We start from the raw sequence: 23531 nt of genomic DNA, 5'->3' as shown, positions 1-23531 counted from the left end.
CTGGCAAACACATCGTCTATCATATCCCCGTCTGTCCCTTCTCGCAGCGACTGGAAATCCTACTGGCGCTGCGCGGACTGACGGATGCCGTAGAATTTCGTGTCGTAGACATCACCAAGCCACGCGATCCAGAATTGCTAGCGAAGACCCGAGGGACGACAGCCTTGCCCGTGCTGCAAACCAGCGACGGCCTTATTTTGAAAGAAAGCCTCGTGATCCTGCGCTATCTTGACGAGGCTCTACCAGGGGCACCATTGCGCCGCAGTGATCCTGCCGAACACGCCATTGAGTCGATGCTGATCGCCCGCGAAGGACCCTTTACAATGGCAGGCTATCTCTTTGTCATGAATCAGGATCAGGCGCGCCGAGATGAGCATTTGAATAAACTTCTCGCGCTCTATCGAGACCTTGATGATTTCCTAGGCCATTATAATCCGACTGGCCCATTCTTGTTCGAGGACTTCGGTTTGGCAGAGGCTGTTTTTACCCCGATGTTCAAGCGGTTTTGGTTCCTTGACTACTACGAAGGGTTCAAACTTCCCGTGGGCAAAGACCATCACCGTGTACGAGCGTGGCATGAAGCATGCATGGCGCATCCAGAAACAGCGCAGGTGACCGAAGAAGAGATCGTCAAGCTTTACTACGACTACGCGCTCGGGGCCGGAAACGGCGCCTTGCCTGACGGCCGCAGCGTTTCAAGTTTCACCTTCGAACCGCCCTGGCAGTCAAGGCCCATGCCCCCGAGGGAAAAGTATGCGGGTACAGCCACCGACAAAGAGCTGGGCCTTGTCGCCTGACTATTGATAAATGCCCAGTACCGGACATTCGTGCGCCGCGCGGCATTGGACAAAATGGGCTTTTGATAGTGGAGCGTTCGTCTCCAGCGACAGGAAAAAAGCCTCTCTGGTCGGGTACGCTGGCACAGTCGGCAATCTCGGATTGGACATACTAGGATTTTAGTTCATGGTTCCGTCAAGCATACTGGCTTCAGCCGCAACACGATGCTTTGCGGCGAACAAGAGTTCCTCAGAACTGGCGTAAGATTGCCAGAGGACGGCTAATGCTTAGGTTAGGGTCAGGACCCATTGATTTCTGCTGGGTTGCGTGATTCACGGTTCGAAAAACGAGCGGTGAACATGTCTGATCTGTTTTGGCTGACCGACGCCCAGATGGCGCGTCTTGAGCCCTTCTTCCCAAAGTCTCATGGCAAACCCCGCGTCGATGACCGGCGGGTGTTGAGCGGGATAGTCTTCATTAATCGCAATGGTTTGCGCTGGCGCGATGCACCGAAGGAATACGGCCCGCATAAGACGCTCTACAACCGCTGGAAACGTTGGAGCGACAAGGGCATCTTCGCCCGGATGATGGCCGGATTGGCCGCTGAGCACGGCGAAGATAAGACCGTGATGATAGATGCGACCTACCTGAAGGCGCACCGCACAGCGACCAGTTTGGGCGTCAAAAAGGGGGGCGTGGACGCCTGATCGGTCGGACCAAGGGCGGCATGAACACCAAGTTGCATGCCATCTGCGACAGCAAGGGACGCCCACTCAACTTGTTTGTGACGGCTGGGCAGGTCAGCGACTACATCGGCGCACGGGCATTGTTGAGCAGCCTGCCAGATGTCGAATGGCTGCTTGGGGATCGCGGATATGACGCTGATTGGTTCCGGGAAGCGTTGAAAGACAAAGGGATACGTGCGTGCATCCCAGGCCGGAAGCAGCGGAAGAAAGCGGTGATGTACGACAAGCGTCGCTACAAACGTCGCAACCGGATCGAGATCATGTTCGGAAGGCTGAAAGATTGGCGGCGAGTGGCAACCCGATACGACAGGTGCCCAAAGATCTTCCTCTCAGCCATCGCACTGGCGGCTACCCTCATCTATTGGCTATGAGTCCTGACCCTAAGCCTTTAAAGAGATTTAGTTTAAAGTCATTGTTCTTCCGCTTCTCCAATATTTGAAATCTTGTATCGGAATAGGTTTTGAGCATGATTCAGCAAGTCTATGCGAAAAAACGCCTCTCCCGGCTGATAGCTGCGCGAAAAGGTTGCCAAGTTAAATCCGGCTAGCCACATTGGGAAGGAAATGCCCTTTAGCCAGGTGGGATACTTGGGAAAGTCCGAAAAGCCAACTTACGCGGAAGAAGTCGCCGGGGCGATCAGGGCTGTAGGCACATCTAGTTTTATGCCGGAATTGTTGAACCTCATGCGCGAGGCAGCTTCGTTCAAGGGCGCGTTTGTCAGCCTTTTGAACCCGGGAAAAGCGCCCGAACATGTCTATGACAATGTGCGTTCGGAACGTCGCTCGGTTGTTGTCGACCGATGGCTTGATCGCGCCTGGCTGCTGGACCCGTTTGTTGTTCGTTTCATTGGTGAACGCCACGAACCAGTGATGGTACTAAGAGACGTTACACCGGACAGGTTTGCCAATTCCGACTACTTTCGGATCTACTACAAATCCCTGTTTCTGACGGACGAGATCGGGGTGTTCGTAGCAATAGCAAGCGGCACCTTGTTTCTTTCTCTCGGTCCTTCCGAGGGAAAAACCCGGTTCACGCGGCGGGATGTCGAACGGTTGACAGACCTGCACCCGATCATATCGGCGCTTTGCGAGCAGCACTTCCATCGCAACCCCTCGTCAGGCCGACTCGACGAGAGCGAGGTCGATTTCGGCGGGGTCATCGACAAGGTTTGCAAAGGTTTGACACAGCGGGAGATCGAGGTCGTGCAGTTCCTTTTGCGCGGGCACTCGACGCGGTCCATTGCGCTTTTGCTGGATGTTTCCCCGGCGACGATCAAAGTGCATCGCAAGAACATCTATAGAAAGCTGCGCATATCTTCCCAGTCTGCCCTGTTTTCAATGTTTCTGCATTCGGCAAACGATTAGTCGTACCCCTTTGGGGGTACAAATCACACTGCCCTTTGGAGGTATTCACAGGGTAAGTCTCCCGGCTTTAAGCTGATTCTACAAAACAACAAGTGCGGGTGTCCGGATCAGACCATGATCGACGTAAAGAATGTGACAAAACGCTTTGGCGAAGGTCAGGCGGCCGTGACGGCTCTAGGGGACGTGTCGCTGACCATTCCCGAAGGAAGCTTTTTCACGCTTTTGGGCCCGTCAGGTTGTGGCAAGACGACACTACTGCGGCTGATCGCCGGGTTCGAACTTCCAAGCGAAGGCGAAATAGCGCTGGACGGTGAGTCGATTGGCCATCTGGCACCCAACAATCGGCCCGTGAACACGGTGTTTCAGAACTACGCCCTGTTTCCGCACATGAGTGTGGCCCGCAATGTCGGGTTTGGCCTTGAGATGCTGAAAAGGCCGAAAGCCGAGATCGACAGCACCATCACTGAGATGCTGGACCTGGTGCAGCTGGGCGAGTTTGCAACGCGCCGGGTTGATCAATTGTCAGGCGGGCAGCAGCAGCGCGTGGCTTTGGCGCGCGCACTGGCGCCGCGCCCAAAGGTTCTGCTGCTGGACGAACCCCTTTCTGCTCTGGACCTGAAACTTCGCAAAGGAATGCAGAGCGAGTTGAAGCGACTGCAGCATGAGACAGGCATTACGTTTGTTTTTGTCACGCATGACCAAGGGGAAGCACTGGCGATGTCGGACCGGATCGCTGTGATGTCGGCAGGCTCGGTACGTCAGGTCGGCACACCGGAAGAGATTTACACAGCCCCGAAAAGCAGGTTCGTCGCGGATTTTATCGGGGACACCAACATCGTAAACGCTACGTTGCTTGGCTTTGACGGAGACGCGGCAAAAATCCGGTTTGGCGAAGGCAAACCACTCACGATTCACACTGCCAGCACCTTGCTCGAACCGGGCCCCGTACATGTCGCTCTGCGCCCCGAAACGATCCGTGTGGTCGAGGAGAGTGCCGAAACAGCGCTCTTGCGTGGCGAGGTCGTGGACAGCACCTACTTCGGGGCCGGGTCGCAAATGCTTGTGCGGCTGGAAGATGGTGTCAGTGTTCACGTCCAGGTTTCCACTCCGCGCCCCGTCGGATCGCGCGTCGGGCTCGAATTTGATACCTCCATGCTGCATGTACTGGAAGACTGATGGCCGGCGTTGCACATATCCCGCAGCCGGACGCCGCGTCGAGATTGCTTGCGGCGCAGGCCGAGCGCGCGCGTCAAAGACGCAGAACGCGGCTTTTCCTGCTGGCGCCGGCGCTCGGGATTATCGGTATCTTTGGACTGATCCCTCTCTCTATCGCCCTGGTTTACTCGTTCCTTGAACCCGGGACCTATGGCGGCGTTGAATGGACGTTCTCTTACGACGCCTATGTGCAGTTCCTGTTCGAGCGGGATATTTTTGATGACACGCTGACCTTTAACAGCGCCTATCTTCAGATCTTCGGGCGTTCCTTTGGTCTTGCCATCGCCACTATGATTGGAACCCTGATCCTTGGGTTTCCTGTTGCTTACTTCATTGCGGCCCGCTCGCAGGAACAACGCAATTTCTGGCTGTTCGCCATCACTCTGCCGTTTTGGACGAACCTGTTGATCCGTACGTACTCGATGCTTCTGATCGTACGGGACGAGGGTTTTGTGAACCTGACGCTGATGAACATCGGCCTGATCAGCGAGCCGATCGAGATGTTGTACACCGACGGCGCGGTACTGGCCGGGCTGGTCTACAGCTACCTGCCTTTCATGATCCTCCCGATCTATGCCTCGCTGGAGAAGTTCGACTTTTCGCTGCTTGAGGCAGGGCATGATCTCTATGCCACACGCACGCAGGTGTTCCGCCACATCATTATACCGATTACCCGTCCGGGCATTGTCGCGGGCTGCGTTCTAGTGCTGATCCCGGCGCTTGGGGCCTACATCACGCCGGAACTGCTCGGCGGTGGCAAGAAACTGATGATCGGCAACCTGATTGCCCTGCAGTTCGGTTCGGGCCGCAACTGGCCCTTTGGCGCCGCTGCTGCACTGATCCTGATGGCAGTCGTGTTAATCGCGCTTCTTGTCAGCTTGCGGGCAGGTGCTTCGAAGGTGAGTGGACATGGCTAAACTGTCGTCACTCTTCCGGCCGTCGACAGACGTGCGCGAACTACGCCGGCAACCCCTGTTCACCGGCATGTCCTGGCTGGTTCTGTTGTTTCTCTACTCACCGATTGCTGTCCTGGTCGTGTTCTCGTTCAACGATAACCGCTCTGTTGTGCGCTGGACCGAGTTCAGCTTGCGCTGGTACGCGGCGGCCTTGGAAAACGATGACATCCGACGGTCGGCAATGATCTCGGTACAGGTCGCTCTCACCGCGACCGTGTTTTCCACTATCATTGCCACAATGGCTGCACTGGCGACAACGCGCGGCGATGTTTATCGCGGCCGTTCTGCGGCTATTGCGCTCATAAACCAGCCCTTGATGATCCCCGAGATCGTCACGGCGATTGCGACGCTGGCCTTCTTTTCGATCCTGCGCCAGCTCACGGGTGTTACTGGGATCGGCTGGCTGATCCTCGCGCACACAGTTTTCTGCGTGCCCTTTGCTTACATGCCGATCCGCGCGCGTTTGTCAGATTTGTCCGTGACTTACGAAGCCGCCGCCGCTGATTTGTACGCGACGCCTTGGCAGACATTCCGCTATGTGACGCTGCCGCTTTTGATGCCCGGTGTTATGGCGGGGGCGATGCTGGCCTTTGTAGTCTCTCTTGACGACGTCATCATCACGCTTCTGGTGGCCGGACCGGGTGAAACCACCTTGCCCATCTATATTTTGGGCCAAATCCGTCGCGGCGTAACGCCAGAGGTCAACGCCGTTTCGACCATCCTGATCGGAGTGACCATCGCCATGGTCGCCCTGACCTTCTTTCTGCAACGCAAACGAAAATAACAAGAAGCCCGCGCTGCTGCGGGACGCCATCAATCTCAACGGAGAACAAAATGAAATACACTCTTCTCAAAGCCGCAGCCATCTCGGCCCTGGCGCTCAGCGCGGCAGGAGCGCATGCCGAAGGCAAACTGAACATCTATAACTGGGGGAACTACACCAACCCAGAGATGATCGAGAAATTCGAAGCCCAATACGATATTGAGGTCACGCTGGACAGCTATGACAGCAATGAAACCATGCTGGCCAAGGTCAAAGAGGGCAACACCGGCTATGATGTTGTTGTTCCTGGCGACTACATGATCGCGATTATGGTAGGCGAAGGCTTACTGGCCGAGATCAATGCCTCCGAAATGGACAACTTCAATAACATGGACCCGAACTGGGTCGATGTATACTGGGATCCGGGTCGCAAGTATTCGGTCCCATATCAGTGGGGTACGACCAGCTTTACGGTCGACAGCGCGGTCTACAGCGGTGACATAGACACGCTTGGCCTGATCTTCGATACGCCCGAAGAGCTTAAGGGCCGTATCAACATGCTGAATGACATGAATGATGTGATCAACGCCGGCCTGCGCTACCTAGGCTATCCGCGTTGCAACTCCAATCCCGATCAGATGAAAGAGCTGATGGCACTGCTCGAAAATGCCAAGGGTGACTGGCGCACCATGGATTATGCGGTGATCGAAAAGCTGACGTCGAAAGATGTGGACCTGTCGCAAAGCTGGAACGGCGCGGCCATGCGCGCCCGGGCGGATCGCCCGACCTTGCAGTACGCCTATCCAAAGGAGGGGTTCACCGGATGGATGGATAACGTCGCGATTCTTGCCGACGCACCCAACATGCAAAACGCAAAGCTCTTCGTGAACTTCATGATGGACCCGGAAAACGCTGCAATGACCTCGAACTTTGCGCGTTATGCCAACGGGATCAAAGGTTCCGAGGCATTCATGGATGCCGAGATGCTCGACGCGCCTGAAATCGTGATGCCTGCAGGGGCACCGGTACCCGACTTTGTGAAGCCTTGCGACCAAGACGTTGTGGACCTGTACAACCAGGTTTGGACCCGCCTTAAGCAATAAACTTAAAAGTCACCTGTGGTCGGCCCATCTCTGGTCGGGCCGACCCCTTCCAAAGTTTTATCAACCTGACTGCGGCCCCTGTTTGGGTCACCTTGCGGGAGCATGGAAAATGCAAAACAGCAAATCCGGCCCCAGGCCCAAAACAGCGCGTGAGATCGGCATCATGCAGGGTTTCCCGCCCCCGCCTGAGAAACGCCCGTCTCTCGAGAACTGGGACCTCGCCCCGTTCAACCGCTGGACCTTCCAGAACATGCGTAGTCTGTTTCCCACGGTCGATGTTCGTCCGGGCCCGAATGCCCGAGAACTGATACAGGCGCCCCGTGACCTGCTGGATACGGAGTTTCAGACCTTTGACGACCGCCAACTATCGGTCGGGAACTGGCTGACTGAGAGCTACACGGATGGCTTCCTAGTGTTGAAAGGCAACCGGCTTTTAACCGAGATATATGCCAACGACTTTACTCCGGACACCGCACATTTGGGGCAATCTGTCTCCAAATCCCTGATCGGCTCTCTGGCCGGTGTGCTTCACGGTGAAGGCAAGCTGGACCTCTCGGAGCCGCTTGACAATATCGTACCGGAACTTGCTGGGACCGGCTATGCCGGATGCACTGTAGATCAGGCGCTCGATATGCAATCCGGCGTGCGCTTTACCGAGGATTATGGCTTTCCGGATAGTGACATGACACGCGTAGATGTGGCGTCGGGCTGGCGCCCGGTTCGCAAGGGAGAAATCAAACCTACCATTCGGGATGTTATTCTAACTTTGCCCCGGGAAAGACCCCATGGGCAGGCGTTTTCTTACCGCTCGATTGAGACGGATGTCATCGCCTGGGCCTTGGAACGTGTGAGCGGCGAAGACCTTGCTTCGCTCTTGTCCAGCCGGATCTGGCAAAAGATTGGCTGCGTGCATTCGGGCTTTTTCACTGTAGACGACGCCAAGACAGCACTCGCTGACGGCGGGTTCAACGCGACTCTTCGGGACTATGCCCGCTTTGGCCGCATGATGGCTGATGGTGGCAAGGTCGGTGACCAGCAAGTAGTGCCGGAAAGCTGGGTTTCTGGGATTTGTTCGGGAGCGGACCCTTCAAAGCACGGTGACCCGTATGACGTGCTGTCCCCTCAAGGGGCATACCGAAGGTTTTGGTGGGTTCACGACCCGAGGCGCGGCGTGTTCATGGCGCGCGGAGTTTTTGGTCAACTGATCTTCATTGACCTGACCGCGGACGTGGTTATCGTCAAGCTTTCCAGCTGGCCCGACTATCTGATCCAGTCCTTTAGCCACGATGCCGTGCGTGCCTGCGAGGCAATCATTCGCGCGCTTGAGTAGTTCAAACCATCACTGACACAAGAGGCCGCATGTCGCCAACACCTGATCTGATCATCCTCAACGGTTCTCTCCTGACCTTTGACGACGCCACGTCGAAGGCTTCGGCCCTGGCAATTCAGGGCGGCATAATTGTGGCTGTTGGAAACACCGACGACATCCGTACTCTGGCTGGGAATGGAACCAAAATCATCGACGCTGCGGGCGGCACCGTCATGCCTGGCTTTATTGATAGCCATGTCCACCTTTTCGGTGGAGCGGCCGAGTTGGGCATGTTGGACCTGCGCGAAACGACAGGCGCGGATGCTCTGACAAACGCATTGCGAGCCTTTGCGGCCGAGCACCCCGACGAACCTTTGCTTATGGGGGTCGCCGCCGACTACGAAATTCTTGGCCCCGGCGTCACAACGACACGGCAAGATCTGGATCGCATCCTGTCCAAGCGCCCGGTTGCGTTAATGTCGGCCGACCACCACACCGTCTGGGCAAACACAATTGCCTTGGAAAAGGCGGGCATTCTTCACGGCGGCGTCGTTCCCCCCGGTTCGGAAATCGTGATGGCTGGGGATGGTACCGCACAAGGTCAACTGAACGAAACCGGTGCTTTTGGCCCTGTCCTGCGCCTGTCGCAACTGGGAGGGCGCGATCTTCTGGGGTATGTTACAGGAGCGGACCCCGTGCCACCCGCAACACCAGAGGAACGCGCCTTTGACAAGGAAGTCATACTGCGTGGCCTGAAGCACTGCGCATCCCACGGGATCACGGGGTTGCACAATATGGACGGCAACTTCTATCAACTTGAGCTGCTAAGTGAACTTGAGGCCGAGGGGCGACTTCCGATCCGTGTTCAGGTGCCCATGCACCTTAAGAACACCGACCCTCTGGATCGGTTGGAAGAGGCCGATGAAATGCGCCGTCGCTTTGCGTCGGATATGGTTTGGTCAGGGCGCGTAAAGATGTTCATGGATGGCGTGCTGGACAGCTACACAGCACTGATGCTCGCGCCGTATCCGGGCAAGCCGGAAAGCCTCGGCGATGCTGTATTCAGTGCCGAACACTTTAACGAAGCCTGCATTCGCGCTGATGCAATGGGTTTGCAACTCAGCACGCACGCAATTGGCGACGGCGCCGTTCGACGCACGCTGGACGGTTACGAGGCTGCGCGCAGTGCCAACGGCGCACGGGATTCCAGACACCGGATCGAGCATATCGAGGTGATAGACCCCTTGGATCTGCCCCGTCTGGCAGCCCTCGATGTCGTTGCCTCTCTTCAACCATTGCATTCACCCGCTGGAGGATTGTTTTCTCCCTATTCGGCCGGAGATATTCTGACAACCGAGCAAATCCCTTTTGCGTTCGCGTGGAACAAAATACGCGAGAGTGGCGCCAAGATTTGTTTCTCGACGGATTGGCCAGTCGTTCCCGTCGACACAATGATGACGATTGCCGGAGCGGTAAACTGCAATGAGCTGCCATCGCCCTGGCAGGACAACCGTCAAAGCCTTATGGCCACGCTTTCCGCTTATTCGCATGACAATGCGTGGCTGGAGTTCAACGAGGATCAAAAGGGCCGTCTGAAGTCGGGATATCTGGCCGACATTGCCATTCTCGAACAGGACCTGTTTTCGATTGAGGAAAACCAATTAGCAAATGCGCGCATTGCTGTGACCGTTTGTGGAGGCGCCGTTTCGCATACAGCTTGAAATGCTAAGCATCGATTGTATTAGTGCTTAGAGAACTTCTTTTAGGCCGCGACGATTGTCGGCATTTCGCAGCAAATCAGACCTTGGCCTCGAGCGCAGCGAATGACTACTTCCCGCCCACTGCGGAGGATGCTGCGCCAAGAAGCAAGGTCCAGTTTGGGCTCGACCCGGTCATTCAGGTCTTTTGTTCAGGTGACTGGTTATAAGCGTATTGCCGACGTTCAGCGGAAAACTTTCGAAACCCCGACCATGAACGACCGCTTCGCGCGGGGGCGGACGGCGGCCAAAAATAGGGCTATGTCGGAGTCGCGGACGGAGCAGCCATCGTCTGAAGTTCAGTATTTTGTTGTGTCGGCAAAGAAGCCACAAACGCACAATAATCCACAAAGAGGTCCAACTAACGCCAAACCTATGTGGTGACTTCACAATGCAGAGGTCAACTCTGCATTCTCCCTGTTGGACTGACCGGCGCATTTGCGCCGGTCTTTTTCCTTTTCAGTCACGTGCCCCCATTGTGGTTGTGACAGTGCAATTATCGCACATTGAGTAGAGATGGTCGCAGGCTAAAGTCAGTCATTTGCTGCGCCCTCAAGCGTGTCTTCCAAACTGATGACCATTTCGGCTCTGAGCCGTCTTTCGCCGCGCTCCGCCTGAATGACCGCTGTGCGGACTGAATCGACACAAATTTAGGGTGCCGATTTCAATTCAGGCACCACTGTAATTCTTGCGTCGATCAAATGGTTTGCTCGAGGTCACATACTCTAAGTTATACTGAAGTATGCTTGGCAAAGGGACTCATAGACGCCTTGCGGCCATACTCGCTGCAGATGTTGTCGGCTTCAGTCGCCTTATGGAACGCGACGAAGTCGGTACGCTTAGAAGTCTAAAGGCTACACTTCGCGATACTCTTTTCCCGAAGATTTCTGCGCACGGCGGACGGGTCGTTAAGGAGATGGGCGACGGTTTGCTCGTGGAGTTTCAAAGCGTAGTCGATGCAGCGCAGTGTGCATGGGAAATCCAGGAAGAACTTCGGATATCTATCAGCCCTGACCGAGTCAGACAGGTGCAATTCAGAATGGGTATCAACGTCGGCGACATCATTGTCGACGGTGACGACGTGTTCGGCGAAGGAGTAAATATCGCCGCCCGATTGGAAGCGCTATCCGATCCTGGCGGTGTAACTTTTTCTGGTGAGGCCCATCGTCATTTGAAGAACAAAGTAGACCTGACATTCGAAGATCTCGGCTATCATCATCTCAAAAACATAGGTGAACCAATTCGGGTATTTCGACTCGCGTCAAACACAGCATCCGATCTACAGGAAAACACCCTGGACTTGTTTACACGACCCACCCTCGCCGTGCTTCCGCTGATTAATCTAACTGGGGACCCAGATCAGGAATACTTTGCTGACGGGTTAACCGATGACATCATTACGGCACTCTCTTATTGGCGTTCGTTCCCTGTAATCGCGCGTGACTCCTCGTTCGCGTTCAAGGGTAAACCGATCGACATCCAAAATGTGGCGGTCTCTCTTGGAGCTCGTTATGTCTTGCAGGGCAGTGTCAGAAAGGCTGACAATCGTGTGCGGGTTTCGGCGAAGCTGATCGACACAGCCACCGAGCATCATGTCTGGGCGGAGAAGATTGACGGCAACTTAATCGACGTTTTTGAGCTACAAGACGAGATAACCGAGAAGATCGCAGCGTGTATTGTCCCCGAACTCGAGAAGGCAGAACGAAGGCGTCTCTCATACCAAGCCAATGTTGCCGGTGCTTGGGATCTGCATCAGCGTGGTATGTCCTATTTCTACAAAACAACTAGGGAGGCAAACGCTACCGCCCGTCAGTTTTTTCGCAAAGCAATCTTAGCAGACCCGAAGTTTGGCTCAGCTTATGCGTCGCTTGCATTTAGCTATCACGCAGAAGTCGCCATCTGGCAGGCGGCAAACCGAGAAGAAGTCTTGTCAAAAGCGATCTCGGCCGCCTCCAAAGCAATTGAACTAGACGATACCGATTCATACGCTCATGCTGTGTTGGGAACCGTCTACTTGCGCCAAGGAGAGCATGAGAGATGCCTGACCTGCTGCAGACGCGCAGTGACCTTGAACCCCAGCAACGCACTGGCACACGCCATCCTTGGTAATGCGCTTTCGTTCGCAGGATCTCCCAATGATGGCATTCTCAGTATAGAGAGGGCCCTGCAACTAAACCCCCATGATCCCAACGCCCACTTCTACATTAACATGATTGCGCGCTCTTATTTGACCGCGAAAGATCACCATTTGGCTGTTCAATATGCACGCGAGTCAATCGGCAGACGTGTGGAACACGCCTTTGCCCATATCGTGTTAGCATCTGCATTGGGTCATTTGGAGCTACTGGACGAGGCGCGGGAAGCGATTAATGACGCGGAACGCATTGACCCTGGCCGAATCAATATGGAGATCGACATTCTTCCCAGCGTATTCCGTAACTTAGATGACGCGAACCACGTCATAGAGGGTCTCCGAAAAGCGGGGTGGAGGAAAACGAGCACCTAATATCGCCGCCTAGAAGGGTATGCTGGCGAGTTCGGCACCTACACTTGACCGTCATTGAAATACCGCTTTGGGCTCGAAGCGGTCATCTGAGTCTTTCAGTCAGATGACGGCTCAGGAACGGATAGCGGTCATTATCGGTGGTCATTCCGAGAATTTTCGCCTGAAGTTCTGCATTGAACGGCAGCGGACATTCGCAAAAATCTGCTGAACGACTACTATGCGGACGGAGCCGCCTTTTGCAAATGTGGCTGTTGCTGACGCAGAAACCCCACGCAGGCGCGGCACGCCATTTGTTGCATCGCAGAGGACTCCTCGTTTGCGGTCATTCATGGGCGAAAAATCCCGCAAGGTTCAAATCTCACTTTCGCCGCAAACGGGTCTGAACATCGAGGAGCGAACAAAGTCCGAATTCGCTGCGGTTGCTCGAACGACAGCTGCTGGCGGGTTGCGACGACAACGCCCTGCTGGTCGGGCGGGAAAGGTACTTGCACTGCGATTACAAAATTCTTTGCTACCCGTCGCGAATGGGGACCAACGTACATCGATCATCGATGGGTGATAATTCCAGTTCTCAAAATGTGGTTCTGGGTGCAACTTTCCTTAGCCAAATAGATTATTTTAGTCGTGTAATAAAACTTTCAAACTCCGCGTCCGAGATTGTTGCGCACTCGTATGGGCCTGGAAATTGCTCCTCTTCAACAGATTCCCTGAACGCCGTAAGTGCAACTCGGCGTTGGTGTTTTATCTGTTCATATAGTGAATTGAGATCACCAAAGGCGCGTGCGTGGCGCGGGCTTTCGGGTTGCTCCCCGCATACGTCATTTTGAAATAGGTAGATAATGTCTGCACTGGGGCCCGATCCGAGTGAGGACGTTATCAGAGATGTGCGGGCGGAAATCTCAGCCATTACTCGGTCGCAGATAACTTCAGCCTCTACCGAAAAGGCTCCGGCATCTTCCATTGAGCGAAACGCATTCCAAAGCGCGATAGCCTCGTCCGCAGTCTTACCAACGGCGCGCAGGCCGCCCCGCCAAGTGGATTTGCGAGGAACCAGGCCAAGATGACACATCACGGGGATATCTTCGCGCGCTAAAAGTTCAACAATGTGCGGCCCTCTTGCCGTGTAGATGCTGTCGGCACCATCCTTCATGGCCGCAAACGCGGCGGTCAAGACGTCCCTTTCCGTCGCAAAGTCCGGAAGACCAAGTGCAGCAGTGAAGAACAATTCAGGCGCGCCTTGACGCACGGTAGACGTGTTGTGGGCATTGCCCATGATCAAATCAATTCCGGCATCTTTCGCGGCTGCTGCCTCTTCGGTTGTATTCGCCGTCGTCTGAACCAGCTTGCGGATACCCTTTAGCGCACGAAGGTCGGAAGCGGTGTAGTTTCTAAGTGAGAACTTCGCATCCCAGTCGTAGATCCGTTTCATGGCATCACCCGATATCGATAAAGACATCTCCGCCTTCGACCTTAACGGGGTAGGTTTTCAGGTTCACACAGACCGGTGAGCGCTTTGCCTCGCCGGTGCGATAGTCGAATTGGCCGTTGTGCATGGGGCATTCGATCAGATGATCGATCACCAGACCGTCTTCCAGATGCACTTCTTCATGGGTGCACAGGCCGTCGGTGCAGTAAAATTCGTCCTCCGGGCTTCGGTAGATGGCAAAGGTACGATCGCCATTGTCGTAACGGATTAGATCTTCGGTTTCGATGTCATCGCAAGCGCAGGCGCGGGTCCAGTTCGTCATGGGCTTTCCTGTATTCCGGGGAGTGGGTCACTCGGCCGCTATGGCTGTTGGTCGAGTGTATTCTGGGCTGGGGTTAGCGTCCTTGGGCAGCAACGGCTTGCGGTCGACAAAGTAGAACGGATCGCGCCGCTGGATCAGGATGGCTGGGAGCATTTCGCGAAACGCGGTCAGTGTTCCCGCGTACGCTGGTGGGCAATCGCCTTTGATTTCTTCGTGCAAGTCCGGGAGATTGTAGAATGGAACCATCGGATACATGTGGTGTTCGACATGGTAGTTCATGTTCGAATATACGAAGCGGAAGAACCGGTTCATGTAGACGGTTCGCGAGTTCAATCGGTGATCCGGGACGTCTTCTGCCAGCCCGGCATGCTGCAGTGATGCCAGCAAGTGATGCAGCCACGAACCATAAAACGTCGGTCCGCCGATCAGCACAATGGGCAGCCATGATTGCAGCACCATTGCCAAAGCAAATGTCATTGCGAGGATTGCGAGGTGAACACGCGACGCCAAGAACGCCTTAGAACGGTCGGCTTCGATGAGGAAGGTTTTCTGATCTTTGGTCATACGACCAGCCGACAACCGAAACATCTTCTTCAATTCATTCCAGCCAGATTGCAGATGCAGCATGTTCCATAGGATGTTGAGCGGATGCGGAGGCCGGGGAAACGCAATCTCGGGGTCTTTTCCGACGATCACCGTATCCGTGTGATGGCGTGTATGGCTCCACCGCCAAAGATAGGGGTTTTTCAGCGACATAAATGAGGCCAGCTGATAGGCTGCAGTGTTCAGCCAAGGCGTTTTGAATACAGTCCCATGGCAGCATTCATGCCAACGGCTGTCGGCACAGGATCCATAAAACACCCCGTAGAGGATGACAGACGGCACTGCCCACCACGTACCCCAGGTCAGAATGACCAGAGCACCGGTTGCCAACACAAATCCCAGCCAGATCCCGTAGTCGATCAGGGCCGGAGCATCGCGGCGCTTCATCAGTTCCTTCATCCGTTTCCGGGGGACTGGAGTAGAATACCACTGTTTAGGTGCAAAGCTTGGACCGCTGTCCCGGCCCGTCAGCGAATAATCCCGCCAAGGAAGGGTATTGTCCTTCAGCACATCAGGTTCCTTTTCTACATTGCTGTTGCCGAGCAGAACCGAAGGGCGCCTGAAACGTCAAACCTGTCGTGATATTTTCTATCATTTCTCTCAGAATATTCTGTAAAATAGATGATACGTTTTATCATGGAGCGTGCTATGGCCCGTGTCACACTTAAAGACGTCGCAGAAAAGGCGGGGGTAGGCGTCGCAACAGTAGACCGCGTTCTGAATGCGCGCGCGCCGGTTACTGCGGCGACATCTGCGCGGGTTCTTTCAGCGGCAGAAGCGTTGGGGTATCGTTCGGCAGGATTGTTGCGGCGCCGGATTGAGGAGATGGCTCCAGCAAAACGGCTGGGCTTTATTCTTCAAAAGGAAAGCAAGTGGTTTTATCGCGAATTGGCAATCGAGTTGCAGCAAAAATCAGAGCAGTTGCGCAGTATCCGGGCAAATGTTGTGGTCCGGTATGTAGAAAGCCTGTCGCCGTCCGAGCTTGCAACTGCGATTGACGAAATGCGCGGCAAAGTAGACGCCATAGGCTTGGTTGCGATTGATCACCCGGAGATCAATCGTGCAATCGCCAGCGCGGATGTCCCTGTCATTGCATTGCTCTCGCCCCTGTCTTCGCCTCACATTACTGCCTATGTCGGGATCGACAGTCGAAAGGCGGGGCGGACGGCAGGTTGGGCGATGGCTCGTCTTGATCGAACTGAAGGCGCGGTTGGCATCCTTATCGGGTCGCACAGGTATCTGGGGCACGAAGCGCTTGAGAGCGGGTTCAGAAGCTACATGCGCGAATTTGCATCGCAGAAACCGCTTCGAGACTCCGTGGTGTATCTGGATGACGCCGCGGTCGCATATGAAGCGACAGCAGAATTGCTGCGGGCCAACAGAGACCTCTCCGGCATCTATCATTGCGGAGGCGGAGTGACCGGAGCATTGAAAGCGCTGCGCGAGGCAGGGCAATCACGGGAAGTTGTCTACATCTGCCATGAACGGACACCGGTTACCGAAGCTGCGCTTGCCGATGGCAGCATCGATTTGGTGATCAACAATCCGCTGGATCAGGTTGCTGATCGCGTGACTCAGATGATGTCTCGGTGTCTGACTGGAAAACCAATTCAGGAACAGGTTGGGGTTATTCCCTTCGATCTCTGCACATCAGAAAACTTGTGAACATCAGCCGAAAGTGGCACCGTTGATGTTTTCACGGGTGATGACTTCAACTGGAACGACCTCTGCCTGATGGGAGCGGTTTTCCAGTGTCGCGATTAGGGTTTGAACGGCTTGTTCGGCGATCCGTTGCATATTCTGATGGATGACAAGATCCATTGATCCGTCCAGCAGGTAGTTTCTCGTCTTCGGCGTAAGGTTGTGGCCGATCAGCATGATTTCTCCCGTCAAATCGCGATCAGCCAGAGCCGCCACAATGCCTTCGTTGCCACCGCCAACGTTATAAATGCCTAGCAGCCCAGGATGCTCGTCCAGCATCTGGCCCACCACCTCGCGATTTTCCTGCACATCATCGTGGCCGATATAGGTGCCCACAACGCGGAGATGGTTGAAATCCCTTCGCAAGGCCGACCGAAACCCCATCTCTCGATCCGAATGACTGCGATACAGTTGGTCACCGGAAATCACGCCGACGGTTCCGGATTGCCGTAGCATTCGACCCATAAAGTAGGCCGCTGTTCGCCCTGCGGCCATATTGTCCGTCCCGACAAATTGGCCCAGAACCGGGCTGATCAGATCGGAAACGACAGGTATGCATGGAATATTCAAACCGTGCAGCTCTTCGACAGCGTCGCGCACCCGCGGATCATCCAAAGCCTGAAAGCCAACTGCATCAATTCCCTGCCCGGCGCAGGCTCTCAGTTTTCGAGCCAACACAGATGGTTCCAGTTTCGTGGAAAACACACACTCGACGGTGGCGCGGCCATTGGTGAAAACATTCTGAAAACAGTCGCCCAGAAATTCTGTCGATGGTCCGGCTTCCTCTGGCAGAAATATCTTCAGCCGCCAGGGTCGCGCAGGCTGGTCTAATTGAGCGCCGGATTCAATCGCGTGCTTGGCCTGCAAAACACGCTGGCGGGTCTCAGGCTTTACGTTAGATCTGTTGTTCAAAACCCGGTCAACCGTAGCGGTGCCGACCCCCGCAATCCTCGCAATCTCGGAGACGCGTGCCTTCTTTGGGATTATTACAGCTTCATCGCTCATAGACCCCTGCTAACATCATTTCCGATCAAAAGCATCCTCAAATGATCTTTATAGAACATCAAAAACCATCATTACCGTCATTTGATGCTATTTTTCTTGCCCCCGAATTGTGGCGGGGCTTATCCCAACGTCATGCAACGGGATCGAGTCCCGTTCAGGGAGGATAACATGACCTACACAGCTAAATTACTGGTCGGGGTAACCGGCCTAATAATAACGGCCAGTACAGCACTGGCGGCGGACTTCACCTTTAAATATGGCAACGAGCAACCAGAAACCTCGATCCGTTCGCAGTCCATGGACTGGTTCAAGACCGAACTTGAAAAACGTACGGACGGTCGCATCGAAGTCGAGAACTTCTTTGGTGCGGCGCTTGGTAATGAGCGTGAAATGATGGATCAGGTGACGGCCGGTTTGCTGCAGGGCACGCGTGGCGGTTTCTTTGCCGACGCGTCCGGGGCATTCAACCTATATCAGTTGCCATTCCTTGTCGCGAATTGGGATGAAATGGAATGTCTGGTGGGTTCGGACTTCACCAAGGGCGTTCAGGCCCGTGCTGAGGCGAACGGATATCACGTCCCCGCCACAGGTATCAGCCAAGGGTTCCGGGCCTATACCAACAACGTTCAGCCAATAACCTCGGTTGGCGATCTGCAAGGTCTGCGCATTCGCGAACCGCAATCTGATCTGATGATCGCCACGGGCACGGCCATCGGGTCTGTTCCGGTCGCTATGCCGTTTTCCGAAGCATATCAGGCGTTCAAACAAGGTGTGATCGACGGTCAGCACAACCCGCCGCAAAACATCTGGGACTTTAACATTCACGAAGTCCAGAAGTATCTGACCTTGTCGAACCACATGACCGGCCCCGATCCTTTGATCGTCAACAAGGCATGGTATGACGGTTTGCCCGAAGACCTTCAGGCCACCTTTGACGAGGTTGCGGTCGAAGCGATGGCGATGTCGGACAAGCTGTATCGCGATGCCGAAACGAACATCGTCGGCGAACTCGGTAAGCACATGGAGATCAACGAACTGACGCCAGAAGCATTGGCTGGTTTTCAGGAAGCCGTTGCGCCGGTCTATCAACAGATGATCGACGCAGGTCATTTCACGATGGATGATATCGACGCTGCCCGTGCTGCAGCGGCGTCTTGCGGCTGATCTGAAACAGCAATTCCGGGCGCCTTAACTACGCGCCCGGATTCCCTTCTTAACGGAACCGGTTTATGGATACGCTCTCTGCAATTGACCGTGTACTGACGCGCGTTATCGAAGCGCTGATGGTCGTGCTGTTCGGGGTGTTTCTGGTGATTGTCGTCACCAAAGTCCTGATGCGCCCCTTTGACATGGCGATCTACGGTGTCGACGAACAGGTCAAGATTGCGTTTCTTTGCACCTCGGCCTTGGGCGGTGCCGTCGCGATTACGAAGCGCGAGCATATCGCGATCACATTCTTCATCGACATGATGCCCTACTACGTCAAAATGGCCTTCTACGTGGCAGGGCTTGTCCTCGTGGGAGTGATGAACGCGGCTTTGGTCTGGCTGTCCATCGATTGGATCGCAGGGCCGGGGAAAAACATGTGGCAACCCTTCGGGATGCCTCAGGCTTATGTGTTCATCATTGTTCCGATCTCCTGTTCGATTGCCGTGTTCTATTGCTTTGTTCGTGTGGTTCTGACTCTGGGCGGTCGGGATTCCATCGATGTTCTCTGGATGCCGGAGGACTGACATGTTGATCCTTTTTGCTACGCTTGGAATATTGTTGGTCTGTGGAGTTCCTATTGCCTATTCTCTCGGACTGGCATCACTGGCGTATTTCCTGATCGAGGCCCCCGCGGCGACAGGTTTCGTTGTGCAGCGTTTCTTTTCCGGCATCAACAATTACCCGCTGGTTTCACTGCCCTTCTTCATCCTGATGGGACTGGTGATGAACTCCGGAGGCATCACGCGACGCCTGCTGGACCTGTCCATGTTCTTCGTCGGTCGGTTGAAAGGTGGGCTGGGATTGGTCAACGTCGTGGGCTCGATGATCTTTGGTGGCATCTCAGGTTCTTCTGCCTCGGATACTGCTTCAATCGGGTCCGTGCTGATTCCTGAGATGGAGAAACGAGGTTACCCCAAGAGTTTCGCAGCGGGGATCACGGTTGCCTCGTCCACTATGGGCATGATCATCCCGCCGTCTGTTCCCATGATTATCTACGCCGTCGCCGCCGAAGAGAGCGTCGGTCGCCTGTTTCTGGGCGGGATCATTCCCGGCATCATGGTTGGCTTACTTCAGCTGATCGTGGTGTGGTTGCTGGCCAAGATGAACGATTACCCGACCGAGGACGTACCGTTCACATTGGCCGAAGCCGGGCGGCAGGCCAGACGTTCTGCCGCCGTGGCGCTGATGCCAATCTTGATCGTAGGTTCGGTGGTCTTCGGCTTTGTTACCCCGACCGAGACAGCCGGAGCTGCTGTAGTGTATGGCCTGATCATCGGATTGTTCATCGTCGGATTTGGTGTTCTGAAAGAACTGCCTGGAGCCATGCGCCACGCCATCATCATGTCGGCCAAGATCATGATGATCATCGCGTTCAGTCAGGTGTTCATCACTGTGCTGGCGCTGGAACGTGTGCCCAATCAATTGGCCGACTTTGTCTCCGGTCTTGGGCTTGGTCCGGTCGCGTTCATGGTGTTGACAGCAATATTGATCCTGATGGCGGGCACATTTATCGACGTCAGCCCTGCCATTCTTTTACTGACACCTGTTCTATTGCCGGTCGCTGAAAAGCTGGGCGTGTCTGGTGTGCATTTTGGTGTGGTGATGGTCTCGGGTCTCGCGGTTGGTGCATGCACACCGCCAGTAGGAAATTGCCTGAATGTCTGCGCTGCAATCTGCCGTATGCCGATCGGAGAGATTTTCGTCGGGGCCGCGCCGTTCCTGCTGGCAAATGTGGTGGTGCTGATTCTGATCGCGATCTTCCCGCAACTGGTCATGTGGATACCGGACGCGGTCATGGGTCCGTAGCCACACGGAATTGGGCAGCGGGGTGTCTTCCGGACCTGCCCGGCCTTGGTCAGCCAAAGCCTGAAACCCCCGCACACATCGACGCCCCGGAAATTGGGGCGCCAAACCTCAACCCCGGCCTAGCCGGACGACACATTAGGAAGACAATTATGCAACGTGCAGGTGTCATTGGATTAGGGGATATGGGCAGCGGGCTGGCCAAGAACCTCATCAAAAACGGGTTCGAAACCACGGGGTTTGATCTGAGCGAGGCGCGACTGAAGACGCTGAGTGAAATGGGCGGAGTGCCTGCTACCAGCGTGGCAGATGTGGGGGCCAACGCGGATGCAATCTATGTTATGGTCATGAATGGCGATCAGGCCAAAGCCGTCATTCTTGGTGAAGACGGTCTGGTCCGTCATATGGCGCAAGGTGGGGCGGTCATTCTGACAGCTACGATCAAACCGCGTGAGACCCGCGAGATTGGTGAGGCCATGGCCGGTTCGGGCATCCACCTGATCGACAGCCCTGTCTCTGGCGGATTTCCAGGCGCTCAGGGCGGCACTCTTACCATGATGGCCGCGGCCCCCGATGCCGTACTGGACGAATTCCAACCAGTGATGGAGGCGGTCTCGGCCACCATTCACCGCGTAGGGGACGAGCCAGGCCAAGGTCAGACCGTAAAAGCATGTCTGCAAACTCTGATCGGTTCAATCTTTTCGGCAACATTTGAGGCGTCGGTTCTTGCCGCCAAGGCGGGCGTAAAGGGCGAAAACCTGTTCAAGGTCTTTTCGACCTCTGGCGCGGGGTGCGGATGCACCAATACTGCGCTGGAGAACATAATCGACCGTAAATTCGAAAACACCGGTTCGGGCATCGGTACGATGCACAAGGACCTTACCATCTCGCTGGATCTGGCCGAAGAGCTGGGCGTTCCAATGCATACTGCTTCATCTGCCATGCAGATTTTCCATGCTGGCAAAACCAAATTCCCCGATGGCGACAACTGGGCCTGCACCCGCGTGATCGAAGACATTGTCGGCGCTGAGTTGCATCGCTGAGAAAGGACAATTACATGAAACTTGGCGTTATCTGTGATGGCATCAGTCGCGACCTAAAACACGCGGTCGATGTGATGGATGAGTTTGACCTCGAATATGCCGAACTGCAATTTGTCGGCGATACGGAGGTTGGCGATCACTCTGCTGATGAGATCAGGGAAATTGACACGCTGCTTCGGGATCGGGGCAAGCCTGTATCCTGTCTGTCGCGCCACATCTTCGCGGGAATGACCGGGGCGAACAAACCAGGGGACGACCTGCACAGCAAGCATATGGATGCTTTGAAGCGCGTGATCGACATGGCACATGTGGTCGGCAGCCCATTGGTGCGCATTATGACCCCGAAGAAAGAGCAGATTCTGTGGGGGTCCGGAGGTGCAGAAAAATGGAACGTCGCCAAAGGCGCATGGGACGCGATGCTGCCCCTGATCGCACCTGCGATTGACGTTGCCAAGGACGGCGGTGTGATTTTGGTCGTCGAAACGGGCAACGGGACCATGGTGAATTCGAATTACACCGCCCGTAAGCTGATTGATGATCTGGATGCCAAGGACACGTTGAAGGTACTTTGGGACCCGGCCAACAATTGCTGGTGTCATGAGCAGGCATTCCCTGCTGGGTATGACGAAGTAAAAGATGGTTATCTCGGGCACATCCACATCAAGGACGTTCAAGTCGACACGCCCCGCGCAACATTGACGGTCAAACAAATGGGCGAAGGCCAACTGGCCGATCAGTTTCAGCCGATGGCGGATGCTTTGAAAACCGACGCCTATGATGGGGTGATATCATTCGAAAGTGTCTACCACCCCGGTAACGGAAACTTCGAAGACGGTTTCCGTTGCTGCATTGATCGCTTCAAAAAGCATTTTGGTTGAACCTCTGGCGAGACCACAACGGCCAGTCGATGTTCCTCCCAACACATTGTTCGGCCGAAACACAGACCCGTCGCCAGGCGGGTCTGTTTTGGTTTTCCGGTGAAAACCGAATTACGGTCAAAAGATCTAGTTCTGCGGGACGTTTCAGGAGATGTCGCATCATTTGCTCGAAAAAAGTTCTTTCGGCAATCGAGTCGCAGCGAAAGGCGGTCGCTAGGGCATCCCGGAGAATCTTGGGCAGCAAATTTTGTTCTTTGGCTTGGGTATGAAACCTCGAGATATCGAGCTGCACCGAATCCAGTTTTTTCCGCAACATCGATTTTATTGACCCTACAAATCACTCATTACTCGAAAGTGAGAGTCGTCGGTGTTCATCGTGTTTCGCACCATCAGTTCGATTGATCTGTCAATTTCCGGGTCATCGGGTTCAAAGACGGCACAAGCCTTGAGAGCGTCCTTGATGTTGGTTTCTTTTCCGAGGAAACAATAGAGAACGCGCGCGCAAAGCGGCTCTCTGGAACTGCTGGTCGAGACGCCGAGTTTCAGACCGGGAAGCCGATTGTGACGGTTCTTGAAATTGGGATATAGAATTGTCTGACTTATTTCTTCGCCCGTGATGGCATCGAAATCGACCTGAAAGATGCGGTCGTTTAGGTAGAATGCCAGCCCGTTATAGCGACCATGCATACGGGCCTTGTCCCGGCCCTTGATCGCCATGTTTTCGATGCGCGAGTAACGCGTAACACCTCCTTCTGTCGACAGTCGCACCAGAGTCCGCAAGATCATTCCCGGGTAAGTCATGGTATAGGAATACTCGTGATAGAAACCATCATACCGGGACAGGTCATTACGAGAGCGCTTGGCCAGTTGTTCCAGATAAGCAGAATAGGCCAGTGGGCCCACATTGGCGTCGCGACGCAACCGGACCAGCTCTGCAAAATCATCGTGTGGCAGTTGTCTGACGTCAGCACCAATGGGACAGTTTAAGTAGATTTGATAAGAGAGGGTTTCTGGCTCATCGTAACCGCCAAGGAGTGGAGATGAG

Annotated in this window: 21 protein-coding genes; 16 read left to right on the top strand and 5 right to left on the bottom strand. The window is 54.9% G+C overall.

Annotated elements, in window-relative coordinates; genetic code table 11:
• The 10 genes from ACR0CG_RS22035 to ACR0CG_RS21990 form a co-directional block, all read left to right on the top strand.
• On the top strand, nt 1-797 hold a 797-nt coding region (locus ACR0CG_RS22035), incomplete at its 5' end, for a glutathione S-transferase family protein (RefSeq protein ID WP_480527519.1).
• Nucleotides 798-1136: 339 nt separating this feature from the next.
• A protein-coding gene (locus ACR0CG_RS22030) for an IS5 family transposase (protein ID WP_170680713.1) occupies nt 1137-1894 on the top strand; the annotation gives its coding sequence in 2 pieces (ribosomal slippage) (nt 1137-1458 and nt 1458-1894; 759 coding nt in all).
• Nucleotides 1895-2110: 216 nt separating this feature from the next.
• A complete protein-coding gene (locus ACR0CG_RS22025; protein ID WP_170680710.1) occupies nt 2111-2887 on the top strand; it encodes a helix-turn-helix domain-containing protein in 777 nt (258 codons plus the stop codon).
• Between the two features lie 114 nt (nt 2888-3001).
• Nucleotides 3002-4063, top strand: coding sequence for an ABC transporter ATP-binding protein (locus tag ACR0CG_RS22020; RefSeq protein ID WP_170680707.1), 1062 nt, complete (start codon nt 3002-3004; stop codon nt 4061-4063).
• Nucleotides 4063-5019 carry an ABC transporter permease gene (locus ACR0CG_RS22015; RefSeq protein WP_480527517.1) on the top strand — a complete coding sequence of 319 codons (957 nt, stop codon included), beginning with the start codon at nt 4063-4065 and terminating at the stop codon, nt 5017-5019. The genes ACR0CG_RS22020 and ACR0CG_RS22015 overlap by 1 nt, the downstream gene beginning before the upstream one ends.
• Nucleotides 5012-5842 carry an ABC transporter permease gene (locus ACR0CG_RS22010; protein ID WP_170680702.1) on the top strand — a complete coding sequence of 277 codons (831 nt, stop codon included), beginning with the start codon at nt 5012-5014 and terminating at the stop codon, nt 5840-5842. Before ACR0CG_RS22015 ends, ACR0CG_RS22010 begins: the two co-directional genes overlap by 8 nt.
• 50 nt (nt 5843-5892) lie before the next feature.
• A complete protein-coding gene (locus ACR0CG_RS22005) occupies nt 5893-6924 on the top strand; it encodes an extracellular solute-binding protein (RefSeq protein WP_170680699.1) in 1032 nt (343 codons plus the stop codon).
• A gap of 109 nt (nt 6925-7033) precedes the next feature.
• Nucleotides 7034-8254: a serine hydrolase domain-containing protein gene (locus tag ACR0CG_RS22000; protein WP_170816676.1), complete on the top strand. Its 1221-nt coding sequence runs from the start codon at nt 7034-7036 to the stop codon at nt 8252-8254.
• A gap of 29 nt (nt 8255-8283) precedes the next feature.
• Nucleotides 8284-9954, top strand: a complete 1671-nt coding sequence (locus ACR0CG_RS21995) for an amidohydrolase (protein WP_170680695.1) — start codon at nt 8284-8286, stop codon at nt 9952-9954.
• Nucleotides 9955-10732: 778 nt separating this feature from the next.
• On the top strand, nt 10733-12496 hold the full coding sequence (locus ACR0CG_RS21990; protein WP_170816677.1) for a CDC27 family protein: 1764 nt from the start codon (nt 10733-10735) through the stop codon (nt 12494-12496).
• 613 nt (nt 12497-13109) lie between these two features.
• Here ACR0CG_RS21990 and ACR0CG_RS21985 read toward each other — a convergent pair.
• From ACR0CG_RS21985 to ACR0CG_RS21975, 3 genes are read right to left on the bottom strand one after another with little or no spacing between them, the layout of a single operon-like run.
• A complete protein-coding gene (locus ACR0CG_RS21985; RefSeq protein ID WP_170680689.1) occupies nt 13110-13925 on the bottom strand; it encodes a 3-methyl-2-oxobutanoate hydroxymethyltransferase in 816 nt (271 codons plus the stop codon).
• A 4-nt stretch (nt 13926-13929) separates the two neighbouring features.
• Nucleotides 13930-14244 carry a MocE family 2Fe-2S type ferredoxin gene (locus ACR0CG_RS21980; RefSeq protein WP_170680686.1) on the bottom strand — a complete coding sequence of 105 codons (315 nt, stop codon included), beginning with the start codon at nt 14242-14244 and terminating at the stop codon, nt 13930-13932.
• 27 nt (nt 14245-14271) lie between these two features.
• A complete protein-coding gene (locus tag ACR0CG_RS21975) occupies nt 14272-15246 on the bottom strand; it encodes a fatty acid desaturase (RefSeq protein WP_480527512.1) in 975 nt (324 codons plus the stop codon).
• Between the two features lie 222 nt (nt 15247-15468).
• Here ACR0CG_RS21975 and ACR0CG_RS21970 point away from each other — a divergent pair, with 222 nt between their 5' ends.
• Nucleotides 15469-16512: a LacI family DNA-binding transcriptional regulator gene (locus tag ACR0CG_RS21970; protein ID WP_170680680.1), complete on the top strand. Its 1044-nt coding sequence runs from the start codon at nt 15469-15471 to the stop codon at nt 16510-16512.
• A gap of 3 nt (nt 16513-16515) precedes the next feature.
• Here the strand turns inward: ACR0CG_RS21970 and ACR0CG_RS21965 are convergent, their stop codons facing one another.
• Complete coding sequence (locus tag ACR0CG_RS21965) at nt 16516-17553, bottom strand: LacI family DNA-binding transcriptional regulator (RefSeq protein ID WP_170680677.1); 1038 nt, start codon at nt 17551-17553, stop codon at nt 16516-16518.
• Between the two features lie 168 nt (nt 17554-17721).
• On the opposite strand from ACR0CG_RS21965, the gene ACR0CG_RS21960 reads away from it, so the two are divergent.
• The 5 genes from ACR0CG_RS21960 to ACR0CG_RS21940 all read left to right on the top strand — a co-directional run bounded on the left by ACR0CG_RS21960 (nt 17722) and on the right by ACR0CG_RS21940 (nt 22486).
• Nucleotides 17722-18717 carry a TRAP transporter substrate-binding protein gene (locus ACR0CG_RS21960; protein ID WP_170680675.1) on the top strand — a complete coding sequence of 332 codons (996 nt, stop codon included), beginning with the start codon at nt 17722-17724 and terminating at the stop codon, nt 18715-18717.
• Between the two features lie 65 nt (nt 18718-18782).
• Complete coding sequence (locus ACR0CG_RS21955; RefSeq protein ID WP_170410378.1) at nt 18783-19286, top strand: TRAP transporter small permease; 504 nt, start codon at nt 18783-18785, stop codon at nt 19284-19286.
• Nucleotide 19287: 1 nt separating this feature from the next.
• Nucleotides 19288-20568, top strand: coding sequence for a TRAP transporter large permease (locus ACR0CG_RS21950; protein WP_170680665.1), 1281 nt, complete (start codon nt 19288-19290; stop codon nt 20566-20568).
• Nucleotides 20569-20717: 149 nt separating this feature from the next.
• Entirely contained in the window at nt 20718-21608 is an 891-nt protein-coding gene (locus ACR0CG_RS21945) for an NAD(P)-dependent oxidoreductase (RefSeq protein WP_170680662.1), read from the top strand.
• Between the two features lie 14 nt (nt 21609-21622).
• Nucleotides 21623-22486 carry a sugar phosphate isomerase/epimerase family protein gene (locus ACR0CG_RS21940; RefSeq protein WP_170680659.1) on the top strand — a complete coding sequence of 288 codons (864 nt, stop codon included), beginning with the start codon at nt 21623-21625 and terminating at the stop codon, nt 22484-22486.
• Between the two features lie 330 nt (nt 22487-22816).
• On the opposite strand, the gene ACR0CG_RS21935 is transcribed toward ACR0CG_RS21940, so the two are convergent.
• Nucleotides 22817-23531 (bottom strand): hypothetical protein (locus ACR0CG_RS21935; protein ID WP_480527510.1); only part of this gene is annotated, 715 nt, incomplete at its 5' end.

This window comes from Ruegeria sp. AB8 (assembly GCF_056542605.1).
The sequence above is the reverse complement of the archived record's forward strand: the minus strand, read 5'-3'. Positions and strand labels throughout refer to the sequence as shown.